Origin of the sequence: Stenotrophomonas sp. BR163 (assembly GCF_047520985.2) — a bacterium.
In the GTDB taxonomy this organism is placed as follows: domain Bacteria; phylum Pseudomonadota; class Gammaproteobacteria; order Xanthomonadales; family Xanthomonadaceae; genus Stenotrophomonas; species Stenotrophomonas sepilia.
Window position 1 is genome coordinate 147,904 of sequence record NZ_JAXBRE020000003.1, and the last position, 12,172, is coordinate 160,075.

Here is a 12,172-nt window from a genome sequence, read left to right on the forward strand (position 1 = left end):
ACTCTACCGCACGTCCACCCACACCAGGTGGTGGTCGCTGCCGTCGGCGATCTTCGCTTCCGGGCTTTCATTGGCCGGCCAGAAGATGCCGCTGCCCACGTACTCGAAACCGGTCGAGGGAAGCACGTAGTCCAGGCGCATGGTGCCGGACTTCGGGCCGAAATCGCCGGTGGCGTGGAACGGTGCGCCCTTGCGTTCGATGCCCTTGGCCGCATAGGCCAGGCTGGTCTGCTCACCGCCGACGCTGCGCGGGGTGGGGTAGCGCAGCACGCGCGCGTTCTCGATCAGCTCGACGATCGCCTCGTGGCGGCCATCGCCATCGACCGGGTCGTTGTTCAGATCGCCAAGGATCACGAAGCGCGCGTCCTGCGCCAAGCCGCCACACTGGCCCTTGTCGTCGCACAGCCAGGGCTTGTCACCCTTGGACAGGTATTCCTGCCACAGGCGCAGTTCGTCATGGTTGCGCGCCGCGTTGCGCTTTTCCGGGCCATCGAACACCGGCGGGGTCGGGTGCGAAACCAGCGCGTGCACCACGCCGGCCGGGGTCTTCACCGGCACGTCCCAATGCGACTTCGACGACAGGCGCAGCTGCGACCACACATGATCGTTGTAGAAGCTCTGGCCGGTACGCGGGTCGACCGGGCGGATCGCACCGGGCATCGCGCTCCACTTCAACAGCTGGAAGCTGCGTACCTTGGTTTCATCGATCGGGTAGCGCGACAGCACCAGCATGCCGTACTGGCCCGGGTGCAGGCCGTAGCCCCACGCATCATTGCCACGGCCGCGGCCTTCGCCGCCGACCACGCCGTTGTTGTCCAGGTCCAGGCCGCTGGGCACACCTGTGTTGACCGGCGCCAGGTAGCGGTAGGCAAAGTGCAGCGGCTTGCCGCCGCCGGGCTGGGCGACTTCCAGGTAGCGCTTCTGGAACAGGTCGGCGGCGCGATGGGCATCGTCGAAATCGAATTCGTTCAGCAGCACCAGGTCCGGGCGCACCTGCTGCAGCACGGCGGCGATCTTGCGTGCGTGCTCGCTGTCGCCCTCCAGCTCCTTGATCAGGCCACCGGCGTCGTCGGAGTACAGCGAGGTGTTGTAGGTGGCCAGGCGCAGCGCAGTGGACGGCTTCTCAGTCATCGCGGGGGACGTGGCAAAGGCGGGGGCGGTGGCGCCGCAGAGCAGGGCCAGGGCGAGGATCAGGGGTTTGGCGTTCATCCCCCTATTCTGCACCCGGCCCGGTGTCAGCGGTTTGTCAGCGCCCGTCCAGTTCGTTGTCGAAATCGTGCCAGCGGCGGCCGTCGTAGGCCTCAAGGGGATGGAAGCGGCGCTTGTAGTCCATCTTCTGGTGCCCGCGGATCCAGTAGCCCAGGTACACGTGCGGCAGCCCCTCGCGGCGTGCCCACTCGATCTGCTGCAGGATCGCGAAGGTACCCAGCCCGCGCGCGGCGTGGTCCGGGTTGAAGAACGTATAGACCGCCGACAGGCCATGCTCGGTGACGTCGGTCACCGCCACCCCCAGCAGCTGGCTGGGCTGGCCGTCGTGGCCGGGCAGGCGCATCTCCATGAAGCGGGTGTGCGACCAGCTGCCGATCAGGAACTGCTCGAATTCGTGCGGGCCGTGGTCGTCCATGCCGCCGTTGGCGTGGCGGTGGGTGAGGTAGCGGTGATACAGCGCGAACAGGTCGTCGCGGGCGGTGGCGGCAGTGATCCGCACCTCCAGGTCGTCATTGCGGGCGGCACAGCGGCGCTGGCTGCGGTCCGGGGCGAAGCGCGCCACCGGGATCCGCACCGCCACACAGGCCTGGCAGTGCGCGCAGTGCGGCCGGTACACCAGGTCGCCGCTGCGGCGGAAGCCCCAGCTCAGTGCCAGCGGGTACAGGCCACCCAGCCGGCGATCGTGCGGATCCAGCACCAGGTCGCGCGCCACCCGGTCCGACCAGTACCCGCAGGGGTGCTCGCCGGTCTGGAAAAGTCGCAGTTCGTCGTCTCTGTCGCCATGTATCGCCATGGGCACAGCATAGCCCCAGCCTGTCGCAGAGGCGGCGACTGTCCGCCGGATGAATGGAATCGGCAGTGGCGTCAACCGACGTCGCGCCCGGGCGTTGTTGTCCCCGAGGGTGAAGTGATCACCCCGACGCTGTTCCCATCCCCAGGAGTGACCTCATGATCCGTACCCCCCTGCTGCTGGCCCTGCTGCTGGGCACCTCCGCTTCCGGAATCGCGCTGGCCGCCGACACCCCGGCCACGCCGGCGCAGCGCCCGGCCAAGCTGGACACCAATGGCGACGGCGTGATCGACCGCAGCGAGGCGGCTGCCAATCCGCGCCTGGCCGCGAAGTTCGACGAGCTGGACAAGAACAAGGACGGCAAGCTCTCGCGCGATGAGCTGCCGCGCTGGCAGCATGGCCGCCGTGGCCACGGCGGCGAGCGCTGGGCCAGGCTGGACGTCAACAAGGACGGCCGCATCAGCCGCGACGAGGCCAAGGCCGATCCGCGCCTGGCCGCGCGCTTCGACCAGCTCGACCTCAACAAGGACGGTTACCTGGACAAGGCCGACCGCGAGCTGCGCATGAAGCAGCATCGTGATGCCTGGTTCGCTGCCGCCGACACCAACAAGGACGGCCAGCTGAGCAAGGCCGAGTTCGACGCGGCCAAGGGCCCGATGCACGGTGGCCCGCGCCAAGGCGGTCCGCGCGACGGCGGTGCACCGAAGTCGCAGCGCTGATTCATCGCGCGCTGACCGACCACGACGCCGGCGTACTGCCGGCGTCGTGCGTTGAGGCCCTAGCGGCCGCTGGAATGGGCCACGGCATACAGCACGACGCCCAGCACCACGATGTTCATGGCGATGATCCCGGTACGCCCATACAGCGATTCATACACCCAGTTGGTGCCGGTGCGCCCACGCCGCGACGAATCGCGCGCGATCAGCGGCGCCATGATCTGCTGCAGCGGTCCCAGGCACTGGTAGTTCACCAGACCCATGCCGAGCACCAGCACCAGCAGATGCACCCACGTCGGGGTCTGCAGCAGTACCACCGCCAGCACTGCCAGGCAGCAGGCCATGGCTGTCCAGGTGTTCATGCGCACAAAGCGCCAGACCCGCGCGCGTTCGGCATCGGTCTTGGCATAGGACAGCAGGAATCGACCGCCCAGGTAGCTGCCGATCACGCCGCCGGCAACGCCACCAGCGAACGCGCCCCAAGTGCTGGCCGGAATCATGTGCAGGTAGCCCAGGGTGGCGGTGACCGAGCCCATGGCTGTACCCCCGGCCACGCTGGCCCCGCCCAGGCCCAGCTTGCTGCTGCCCACGCCGACGCCGGCGCTCAGCAGGATCGCGGCACTGGCGGTGCCGGGTGCGGCCACCAGCACCATCGACACCACGGCGGTGGCGAAGGCGGCGCTCGGCGCGCTGCTGCGCGCGAACTCACCGAAGCGCTGCAGCAGGCCGTCGCGCACCAGCGCGCGGGCGCGCGACAGGCGCTTGCGCACGGCGGCGTCGCTGAGCCCGAGCAGGTCGGCCACCTGCTGCGAGCGCTGGCCTTCGCGGTAGTACAGCAACAGGACTTCGCGGCTGTCGGCGGGCAGGGTGGAGATGATGTCCTCGGCGGCGATTTCTTCCTCCACCCGTTGCAGGCGATCGGCTGCGCCCGGGGACGGATCGGCGGCCATCCCCATCGCCACCTCGGCCGCCTCGCCGGTCAGTGGACGGCCACGCTGGGCGCGCAGCCAGTCGCGGGCGAGGTTGCGGGTGATCTGCCGCAGCCACGGCAGGAAGCTGGTCGCGCTGCGCAGCTGGTGCAGCTGCTGCCAGCCCTTCACAAAGGCCTCCTGGGCGATGTCCTCGCTGGCCTGGCGGTCCCGGGTGATGGCCAGCGCGATGGCGGTGACCGTGTTCTGGCAGGCCAGCACGATGCGGCCGTAGGCGTGCTGGCAACCGTTGGCGGCGGCGGGCAGTTCGCGTTCCAGGGTCTGGTCGATCGATGCGGTGAACGTCGTCATGGCGGCGGCTCTCCTGCGGGGATTGTGTCCCATGACGGAGCCGCGCGCGAAGTGTGACCAGCATTCTGTGCGGTAGTGCCGGCCGCTGGCCGGCATCCTCATGACAAAAAGGGGACGGAGGGGATTAAGTCGTTTGTGGCACAAACGACTTAATCCCCTCCGTCCCCTTTTTCACCCGCGAGTCATTTCGAGGGCTGGATGCGGACCCGGACTTCTTCCTCTTCCGGCGCGGCCTGCGGGGCCGGTTGCGCCTGCTGCGGCTGGGCCTGCGGGGCGGGCACCGGGGCGCCGCGATGGCGCAGGCCGATCACCAGCGCCACGCCAGCGATCACCACCAGCAGCGCGATGCGGATGCGCCAGGCCCAGCTGCGGCCGCCGCTGCCCGGTTCCGGCGCGTCGCGGAAGGCGAATTCGGCGGTGGGGTGGTCGCGGCGGGTAGTGTCGAGCAGGCGCGCCTCGCGCAGGATTTCGCGCGCGCGCGGCTGGTCGTCGGCACGCACGATCCATACCGCCGGGTAGGCGTTGGCGTTGCCCAGGTCGGTATAACTGAACTGGCCGCGGCGACGGGTCTTGTACGAGCGCCCGTTGGTCACCTTGACGTCGATCCCATGCCCGCGCAGGAGCTCGGCCACGCCTTCGACGGTTTCCACGCGCTGGCTGCTGAAGATCTGGCGCATGGGTTACTCCTTGGCCGGCACGGCGGCGGCCGCAGCCTGGTCGGGAACCACGCGGATCAGGCCTTCCTGCGCAGTGCTGGCCACCAGCACGCCGTTGCGGGTGAAGAACTGGCCGCGGGCCAGGCCGCGCGAATCCTGCGCGCTGGGGCTGTCCAGCGAGTACAGCAGCCAGTCGTCGGCGCGGAACGGGCGGTGGAACCAGATTGCGTGGTCGAGCGAGGCCATCTGCACGTGCGGGTGGTAGTAGCTGATGCCGTGCGGGAAGGTCGCCGTGCCCAGCAGGTGGAAGTCGGAGGCATAGGCCAGCAGCGCCTGGTGCAGCTCCGGGGCATCGCCGACCGGCTCGCTCAGGCGCAGCCACACCTGGTGGTAGGGCGGGCGCTTGGGCGGGTTCAACTCGTCGCGCGGGTAGACGTGGCGGAACTCGAACGGGCCGCCACGCGACAGCCAGCGCTGCACCTTGATCGGCAGCCGCTCCAGCACTTCGGCCGGCAGCGGCCGGTTTGGTTCGATGTCTTCCGGCTGCGGCACTTCAGGCATCTTGTGCTGGTGCTCGGCGCCGGTCTCGGCCTGCTGGAACGAGGCCGCGCAGAAGAAGATCACCTTGCCGTGCTGGATCGCGGTGACCCGTCGCACCGAGAAGCTGCCGCCATCGCGGGTGCGGTCCACGTCGTAGACGATCGGGTGGTCGATGTTGCCGGCGCGCAGGAAGTAGGCGTGCAGCGAGTGCACGTGGCGGCCGTTGTCGACCGTGGCCTGCGCCGCAGCCAGGGCCTGGCCCAGCACCTGCCCACCGAACACGTACTTGGTGCCGATGTCGCGGCTCTGCCCGCGGAACAGGTTGTCCTCCAGCCGCTCCAGCGTGAGCAGGTCGATCAGCTCGGAGACGACGGGTTCGGGCGTGTCGTTCAAGGGGGCGGCCACAGCAGTGAAAGAGGGCCTGATTATACCGGTCAGGGGTCAGATCCCTTTCGCCCGGCGAAAGGGATCTGACCCCGGGCGGGGCAACCGCTACTTGCCCAGGCGCGCCACCAGGGCCTGCAGGGCGTTCTGTGCGTCCGGAGCGAACCAGGCGTCGACGAAGCGGTCGAGCTGGATCAGGTCCGGGTGCAGCGCTTCGTGCAGGTCGGCGCGAGCGATGGCGCGGGTCAGCAGCATCGGCTGCCGAGGCTGCTTCAACAGGTTCTGCAGCCAGGCCACGGCGCGGGCCACCACCAGGTCGCCTTCGGCCAGCTCATCGACCAGGCCGATCTGCAGCGCCTGTTCGGCCGGTACCAGCGAACCGGTGGTCAGCAGCACGCCGGCGCGGTGCACGCCTACCGCACGGCGCAGCAGGCGCTGGATGCCCTCCGGCGCGATCAGGCCCACCTGCACCTCGTTCAGGCCGATGGCATACGGCCGCGACGGATCGGCGCTGCGCGCCATTACCCGGTAGTCGCAGCACAGGGCCAGCACGCAGCCGCCGGCCGGGGCGTGGCCGGTGATTGCCGCGACCACCGGGATGCGGCTCTCGGCCAGTGTGCGCACGGCGCCAAAGAAAGCGTTCCAGGTGTCCAGCAGCTTGTGCTTGTCATCGCCATGCGAGAGCAGGTGCGGCACGTCCATTCCACCGGTGAAGATGCGCTCGCTGCCCGACAACACGATGCCGTGCGCGTCTTCGGCCATGGCCAGTTCGATGGCATGGATCAACTGCCGGCACAGATCGGTGTCCAGTGCATTGACCGGCGGCCGCGCCAGGCGCAGTTCGCGGATGGGGCCGTGGTTGATCACCTCGATGAGCGTCGTCATGCTGCGGTCTCGTTGCGAAGAAGGAACCTGGGCGATGATAACCAAACCATTCGTTGGCGTACTGTGGGTGCTGTGTGCGGCCGCAGCATCGGCTTCGGCTGCGGAATCACGCTGCGTCACGGTGGAGCAGGGTTGGGCGCGGTTGCCACCGAATCCGGCGGTGCCCATGACTGCCGGCTATGGCGTGATCCACAACGGCTGCAGCAGGGCGGTGGTGATCACCGGTGCGACCAGCAGTAGTTTCGGCGACGTGTCGCTGCACGAGACCACGATTGTCGATGGGGTCAGCCGCATGCGCGCGATCGAGCGCATGCCGCTGGCACCGGGCGCGCGCGCCGAGCTCAAGCCCGGTGGCCTGCACCTGATGCTGATGCAGGGCAAGGGCGCGCTGAAGGAAGGCCAGGCGCTGCCGCTGCAGTTGCAGCTGGAAGGTGGTGGTGAAGCGAGCGCGACGCTGGCCGTGCGCAGGGCTTCGAAATGACGAACGGGTAGTGCCGGCCGCTGGCCGGCAGCACAGGAAATGCCGGCCAGCGGCCGGCGCTACCGCAGGGTCTTACGACCAGTCGTACGAGAACAGCACTGTGCGACTCACCGGCTCATACAGCATCACGATCGCGTCGGCGCCGGCAGCGCACCAGTTGTAGCCGGCGACTTCGGCGACGGCGAAGAACTTGTGGCCATTGCGGCGGATGATCGCCAGTTCGGCATCATCTGGAGCATGCCGGTCGTTGGCGGCGTCGGTGAATTCTAGGGTGAAAGCGGCCGGAATATCGGCCGTTTCGATCCAGTTGCCACAGGAAACCTGTCCCCCCAGCGTATCCAGATAATCGCGCTCGCTGGCCTCACCCTTGCCGTAGCGCGAGTAGCAGGCGAGGCGGCCATGCATGGCGTGGTAGTCGCGGGCCTTGACGTAGCTGTCGCGCATCTGCGCAATGTGTTCCTGCGCGTCCTTGTCCTGTACTGCGTCGCCGATGAAATAGCCCTCGTTGCCGAGGAAGCGCATCTGGTTGCCGGCGGTCAGCTCGAAGGCGATCCAGTTGGTGGCGGTGAAATCGTTGTGGTGTTCTTCGGTGGTTTCGCCGATGCAGCCGTCGTACGGCTCGATCGGGCACAGCATCGTCGCCACCTGGCCGGCCAGTTCCGGGCGCAGCACACCGAGGTCGATCTTCAGCAGCGGCAGCAGGTGCTGGCCGAGCCACGTCTGGTCGGCGGGGAAGACATCGGTAGGGAAGGGGACCATGCCGGGCAGCAGGTCGCGCAGTTCAGTCTGGTGGATCATCTCAGTCCTTTGAATGGGTTCGGTAGTGCCGGCCGCTGGCCGGCATGCGCGAAGCGTCTGGAGGTTGCCGGCCAGCGGCCGACACTACCTTACCTTCAGGTGGAAGCGCTGCGGATCGCCTCAGGCAGCGGCGCGCTCCTGCCGGTCTGGGTATCCATCCAGACCACCACCACGTTGCCGTCGGAATACAGCTTCGACGCGTCCTGCTGGTCGACGATGCGGTGGCCGATGGTCACGCTGCTGTTGCCCAGGCGCTCGACGAACAATTCGACCACGATGTCGTTGGGCCACACGATCGGCAGCCGGTAATTGACGTTGGTCGCGGCCACGACCGGGGCGATGCGGTCGGTCATCGACACGCCGTCCACGCCCAGCATCCAGCGCACGCGCGCTTCTTCCAGGTAGGAAATGTACTTGGCGTTGTTGACGTGGCCCATGCTGTCCATGTCACGCCAGCGCACGCTGATCGGGATGCGGGCCAGGATCTTGTGTTCGTTGCTCATCAGGCGTCCTTCTTCTTCGACGTGCTCTTGCTGGCCTTGCCGGTGCTCTTGGCGGCCACGGCCTTCTTCGCCACCTTGGCCGGCTTCTCGGGCTTCACCTTGCGCGGCGGGCGGGCGTCGGGCTTGTTGGCCACGGCGGCCGGCTGCTCGGGGCGCGCGCTGGTGGAGGGCAGCATGCGGGCCAGGAACTGGCCGGTATACGACTGCGGGCAGGCCGCCACGTCTTCCGGCGTGCCGGTGACCAGGATGGTGCCGCCGCGGTGGCCACCCTCCGGACCCAGATCGACGATCCAGTCGGCGGTCTTGATCACGTCCAGGTTGTGCTCGATCACCACCACCGTGTTGCCTTCGTCGCGCAGTTTGTGCAGCACGCCCAGCAGCGCTTCGATGTCGTGGAAATGCAGACCGGTGGTCGGCTCGTCGAGGATGTACAGGGTGCGGCCGGTATCGCGGCGCGACAGTTCCTTGGACAGCTTCACGCGCTGCGCTTCGCCACCGGACAGCGTGGTCGCGCTCTGGCCCAGCTTGATGTAGCTCAGGCCGACGTCGACCAGCGTTTCCAGCTTGCGTGCAATCGACGGCACCGGCTCGAACAGCTTCAGCGCATCCTCGACGGTCATTTCCAGCACGTCGTTGATGTTGAAACCCTTGTACAGGATCTCCAGCGTCTCGCGGTTGTAGCGCTTGCCGTGGCAGACATCGCACGGCACGTACACGTCCGGCAGGAAGTGCATCTCGACCTTGATCAGGCCATCGCCCTGGCAGGCCTCGCAGCGGCCACCACGCACGTTGAAGCTGAAGCGGCCCGGCGAGTAGCCGCGTGCACGCGCTTCGGGCACCTGTGCGAACAGTTCGCGCAGGGGAGTGAACAGGCCGGTGTAGGTGGCCGGGTTCGAACGCGGGGTGCGACCGATCGGCGACTGGTCGATGTCCACCACCTTGTCGAACAGGTCCAGGCCATCGATCTCCTTGTACGGGGCGATCGGGTGCGAGGCGCCGTTGATCTCGTTGGCAGCCAGCGAGAACAGGGTGTCGTTGATCAGGGTCGACTTGCCGGAGCCGGACACACCGGTCACGCAGGTCAGCAGGCCCGACGGAATCGCCAGATCCACGCCCTTGAGGTTGTTGCCGCTGGCCCCGCGCAGGTGCAGGGTCATCTTCGGGTTCGGCTTGTGCCGGCGCGCCGGGATCTCGATCGCGCGCTTGCCCGACAGGTACTGGCCGGTCAGCGAGCGCGGTGCCTCCAGGATGTCCTGCAGGGTGCCCTGGCCGACGATCTCGCCGCCATGCACGCCCGCGCCCGGGCCGATGTCCAGCACGTAGTCGGCCAGGCGGATCGCGTCCTCGTCATGCTCGACCACGATCACCGTGTTGCCGAGGTCGCGCAGGCGGGTGAGGGTGCCGAGCAGGCGTTCGTTGTCGCGCTGGTGCAGGCCGATCGATGGTTCGTCGAGCACGTACATCACGCCGACCAGGCCGGCGCCGATCTGGCTGGCCAGGCGGATGCGCTGCGCCTCGCCACCGGACAGGGTGTCGGCCTTGCGCTCGAGGGTCAGGTAATCCAGGCCCACGTCGACCAGGAAGCCGAGGCGTTCGCCGATTTCCTTGACGATCTTCGCGGCGATCTCGCCGCGCCAGCCCGGCAGGCTCAGCTCGCTGAAGAACTTCAGCGCCTCGTCGATCGGCAGCACCACCAGCTCCGGCAGCGGGCGGTCGGCCACGAACACATTGCGTGCAGCCTTGTTCAGGCGCGCGCCATGGCATTCCGGGCAGGGTTGTTCGCTGATGTACTTGGACAGCTCTTCGCGCACCGCCGGCGATTCGGTTTCCTTGTAGCGGCGCTCGAGGTTGGGAATGATGCCCTCGAAGCGATGCTTGCGCTGGGTGCGGCCACCGGCTTCGGTGAAGTAGGTGAAGGTGATCGCTTCGTCGCCGCTGCCGTACAGCACGGCCTGCTGCACCTTGTCCGGCAGCGAGTTCCAGGCCGCGTCGACATCGAACCGGTAGTGCTTGGCCAGCGAAGCGATCAGCTGGAAGTAGTAGGCATTGCGGCGGTCCCAGCCGCGCACCGCACCGGCGGCCAGCGACAGCTCGGGGTGCACCACCACGCGCGAAGGATCGAAGAACTCGGCCATGCCCAGGCCATCGCAGCCGGGGCAGGCGCCCATCGGTGCGTTGAACGAGAACAGGCGCGGCTCCAGTTCCGGCAGCGAGTAATCGCAGACCGGGCAGGAGTATTTGGAGGAGAACAGGGTCGGCGCGGTTTCCGTGTTGTCCAGGCTCTGCACCGACGCCATGCCGTCGCCCAGCTTCAGCGCGGTCTCGAAGCTCTCGGCCAGGCGCTGCTTGATGTCCTCGCGCGGGCGGAAGCGGTCGATCACCGCCTCGATGGTGTGCTTCTGGCGCAGCGCCAGTGGCGGCACCGCGTCGATCTCATGCAGCTCGCCGTCCACGCGCACGCGCACGAAGCCCTGCGCACGCAGCTGGTCGAATACCTGCGCGTGCTCGCCCTTGCGGTCGCGGATGACCGGGGCCAGCAGCATGTAGCGCTGTTCCGGGTCCAGGGTCAGCACCTGGTCGACCATCTGGCTGACCGTCTGCGCTTCCAGCGGATAGCCGTGGTCCGGGCAGCGCGGAGTGCCGACGCGGGCGTACAGCAGGCGCAGGTAGTCGTAGATCTCGGTGATCGTGCCGACCGTCGAACGCGGGTTGTGCGAAGTCGACTTCTGCTCGATCGAGATCGCCGGGGACAGGCCCTCGATGTGGTCCAGGTCCGGCTTCTCCATCACGCTCAGGAACTGGCGCGCATAGGCCGACAACGACTCGACATAGCGGCGTTGACCTTCTGCGTAGATGGTGTCGAACGCCAGCGAGGACTTGCCCGAGCCGGACAGGCCGGTGATCACGATCAGCTTGTCGCGGGGCAGGTCGAGGTCGAGGTTCTTCAGGTTGTGCGTCCGCGCGCCGCGGATGCGGATGAAATCCATCGCCATGGGGGATCCGGTTGTGGGGGCGTTGGCTGGGTGCCGGGCCAGCAGGGAACGGCAATCGGTCAGCCTACCGAGGTGACCAGATGGGGGCAATGGGCGACAATGCCAGCCCGGTGTCTCACCTTGTGAGACGGGCCGACAGGTAGGGGTCAGATCCCTTTTCACGGGGTGAAAAGGGATCTGACCCCTGCCTGTCGGGCCCCCCAGGCCGTCCAGGGGTTGACTTGACCCGCGCCCGATGTTCTGCGTACAATCCCGCTCCTGTCCGCCCTCGATGGCGGCAGCTCAGACCACAATAACTACAGAGGAAGGCCTGGTCATGTACGCAGTACTGGTCACCGGCGGTAAGCAATACCGCGTGGCGCAGGGCGAAAAGCTCCGCATTGAAAAGCTCGAAGTCGAAGTCGGCAGCGAGATCAAGTTTGACAACATCCTGATGCTGGGTGACAGCGACGGCGTGAAGCTGGGCGATGCGCTGAAGGGCGCTGCCGTCACCGCCAAGGTCCTGTCCCAGGGTCGTGCTGACAAGGTCCGGATCATCAAGTTCCGTCGCCGCAAGCACCACATGAAGCGTCAGGGTCACCGTCAGTACTACACCGAAATCGAGATCACCGGCATCGCCGGCTAAGCATCAGGAGAAGCAGTCATGGCACATAAAAAGGGCGTAGGCTCCTCGCGCAACGGTCGCGACTCCAACCCGAAGTACCTGGGCGTCAAGATCTTCGGCGGCCAGGCCATCGAAGCCGGCAACATCATCGTGCGTCAGCGCGGCACCCAGTTCCACCCGGGTTCGGGCGTTGGCCTGGGCCGTGACCACACCCTGTTCGCCCTCGTGGATGGCAAGGTGGAGTTCTCGGTCAAGGGCGCCAAGAAGCGTCGCACCGTCAGCATCGTCTCGGCCGACGCCTGATCCAGGCATCGCCGGCACCCGTGCCCCGGC

13 protein-coding genes are annotated in these 12,172 nt (G+C 67.4%); 4 read left to right on the top strand and 9 right to left on the bottom strand.

Annotation, left to right across the window (positions count from 1 at the left end):
* Positions 1-3: 3 nt before the first annotated feature.
* Positions 4-1,209 (bottom strand): endonuclease/exonuclease/phosphatase family protein, encoded by a 1,206-nt coding sequence (locus ACM0PY_RS03090; protein ID WP_180884890.1) that lies wholly within the window; start codon positions 1,207-1,209, stop codon positions 4-6.
* A gap of 37 nt (positions 1,210-1,246) precedes the next feature.
* Complete coding sequence (locus ACM0PY_RS03095; protein WP_134972678.1) at positions 1,247-2,002, bottom strand: arginyltransferase; 756 nt, start codon at positions 2,000-2,002, stop codon at positions 1,247-1,249.
* A gap of 155 nt (positions 2,003-2,157) precedes the next feature.
* Between ACM0PY_RS03095 and ACM0PY_RS03100 the strand changes: the two genes are divergently transcribed.
* Positions 2,158-2,718, top strand: coding sequence for an EF-hand domain-containing protein (locus ACM0PY_RS03100; RefSeq protein ID WP_180884888.1), 561 nt, complete (start codon positions 2,158-2,160; stop codon positions 2,716-2,718).
* A gap of 59 nt (positions 2,719-2,777) precedes the next feature.
* On the opposite strand, the gene ACM0PY_RS03105 is transcribed toward ACM0PY_RS03100, so the two are convergent.
* The 4 genes from ACM0PY_RS03105 to ACM0PY_RS03120 all read right to left on the bottom strand — a co-directional run bounded on the left by ACM0PY_RS03105 (position 2,778) and on the right by ACM0PY_RS03120 (position 6,460).
* Positions 2,778-3,995, bottom strand: a complete 1,218-nt coding sequence (locus ACM0PY_RS03105) for an RNA polymerase sigma factor (RefSeq protein WP_180884886.1) — start codon at positions 3,993-3,995, stop codon at positions 2,778-2,780.
* A 182-nt stretch (positions 3,996-4,177) separates the two neighbouring features.
* Complete coding sequence (locus tag ACM0PY_RS03110) at positions 4,178-4,672, bottom strand: pathogenicity-like protein (RefSeq protein ID WP_065178109.1); 495 nt, start codon at positions 4,670-4,672, stop codon at positions 4,178-4,180.
* Positions 4,673-4,675: 3 nt separating this feature from the next.
* The gene (tesB, locus tag ACM0PY_RS03115; RefSeq protein WP_005408551.1) at positions 4,676-5,596 is read right to left on the bottom strand and encodes an acyl-CoA thioesterase II; all 921 of its coding nucleotides are present in this window, start codon (positions 5,594-5,596) and stop codon (positions 4,676-4,678) included.
* Between the two features lie 87 nt (positions 5,597-5,683).
* Complete coding sequence (locus ACM0PY_RS03120) at positions 5,684-6,460, bottom strand: enoyl-CoA hydratase/isomerase family protein (protein ID WP_088496140.1); 777 nt, start codon at positions 6,458-6,460, stop codon at positions 5,684-5,686.
* 34 nt (positions 6,461-6,494) lie between these two features.
* Here ACM0PY_RS03120 and ACM0PY_RS03125 point away from each other — a divergent pair, with 34 nt between their 5' ends.
* A complete protein-coding gene (locus ACM0PY_RS03125) occupies positions 6,495-6,941 on the top strand; it encodes a copper chaperone PCu(A)C (protein WP_134971710.1) in 447 nt (148 codons plus the stop codon).
* Between the two features lie 72 nt (positions 6,942-7,013).
* Here the strand turns inward: ACM0PY_RS03125 and ACM0PY_RS03130 are convergent, their stop codons facing one another.
* The 3 genes from ACM0PY_RS03130 to uvrA form a co-directional block, all read right to left on the bottom strand.
* A complete protein-coding gene (locus ACM0PY_RS03130; protein ID WP_134971711.1) occupies positions 7,014-7,739 on the bottom strand; it encodes an enolase in 726 nt (241 codons plus the stop codon).
* A gap of 95 nt (positions 7,740-7,834) precedes the next feature.
* Positions 7,835-8,242: an acyl-CoA thioesterase gene (locus ACM0PY_RS03135; protein ID WP_134971712.1), complete on the bottom strand. Its 408-nt coding sequence runs from the start codon at positions 8,240-8,242 to the stop codon at positions 7,835-7,837.
* Entirely contained in the window at positions 8,242-11,235 is a 2,994-nt protein-coding gene (gene uvrA, locus ACM0PY_RS03140) for an excinuclease ABC subunit UvrA (RefSeq protein ID WP_061480766.1), read from the bottom strand. Before uvrA ends, ACM0PY_RS03135 begins: the two co-directional genes overlap by 1 nt.
* Before the next feature lie 316 nt (positions 11,236-11,551).
* On the opposite strand from uvrA, the gene rplU reads away from it, so the two are divergent.
* Positions 11,552-11,860 (top strand): 50S ribosomal protein L21, encoded by a 309-nt coding sequence (gene rplU / locus ACM0PY_RS03145; RefSeq protein ID WP_005408557.1) that lies wholly within the window; start codon positions 11,552-11,554, stop codon positions 11,858-11,860.
* A gap of 18 nt (positions 11,861-11,878) precedes the next feature.
* A complete protein-coding gene (gene rpmA / locus ACM0PY_RS03150; RefSeq protein WP_005415704.1) occupies positions 11,879-12,142 on the top strand; it encodes a 50S ribosomal protein L27 in 264 nt (87 codons plus the stop codon).
* The last annotated feature ends 30 nt before the right edge of the window (positions 12,143-12,172 follow it).

Bases quoted from the DNA above. Each gene is read 5' to 3' on its own strand.
- ACM0PY_RS03125 (WP_134971710.1), top strand. From the start codon at position 6,495: ATGATAACCAAACCATTCGTTGGCGTACTGTGGGTGCTGTGTGCGGCC.
- ACM0PY_RS03135 (WP_134971712.1), bottom strand. From the start codon at position 8,242: ATGAGCAACGAACACAAGATCCTGGCCCGCATCCCGATCAGCGTGCGC.
- rplU (WP_005408557.1), top strand. From the start codon at position 11,552: ATGTACGCAGTACTGGTCACCGGCGGTAAGCAATACCGCGTGGCGCAG.
- ACM0PY_RS03130 (WP_134971711.1), bottom strand. From the start codon at position 7,739: ATGATCCACCAGACTGAACTGCGCGACCTGCTGCCCGGCATGGTCCCC.
- ACM0PY_RS03120 (WP_088496140.1), bottom strand. From the start codon at position 6,460: ATGACGACGCTCATCGAGGTGATCAACCACGGCCCCATCCGCGAACTG.
- ACM0PY_RS03100 (WP_180884888.1), top strand. From the start codon at position 2,158: ATGATCCGTACCCCCCTGCTGCTGGCCCTGCTGCTGGGCACCTCCGCT.
- ACM0PY_RS03110 (WP_065178109.1), bottom strand. From the start codon at position 4,672: ATGCGCCAGATCTTCAGCAGCCAGCGCGTGGAAACCGTCGAAGGCGTG.
- ACM0PY_RS03090 (WP_180884890.1), bottom strand. From the start codon at position 1,209: ATGAACGCCAAACCCCTGATCCTCGCCCTGGCCCTGCTCTGCGGCGCC.
- ACM0PY_RS03095 (WP_134972678.1), bottom strand. From the start codon at position 2,002: ATGGCGATACATGGCGACAGAGACGACGAACTGCGACTTTTCCAGACC.
- ACM0PY_RS03105 (WP_180884886.1), bottom strand. From the start codon at position 3,995: ATGACGACGTTCACCGCATCGATCGACCAGACCCTGGAACGCGAACTG.
- uvrA (WP_061480766.1), bottom strand. From the start codon at position 11,235: ATGGCGATGGATTTCATCCGCATCCGCGGCGCGCGGACGCACAACCTG.
- rpmA (WP_005415704.1), top strand. From the start codon at position 11,879: ATGGCACATAAAAAGGGCGTAGGCTCCTCGCGCAACGGTCGCGACTCC.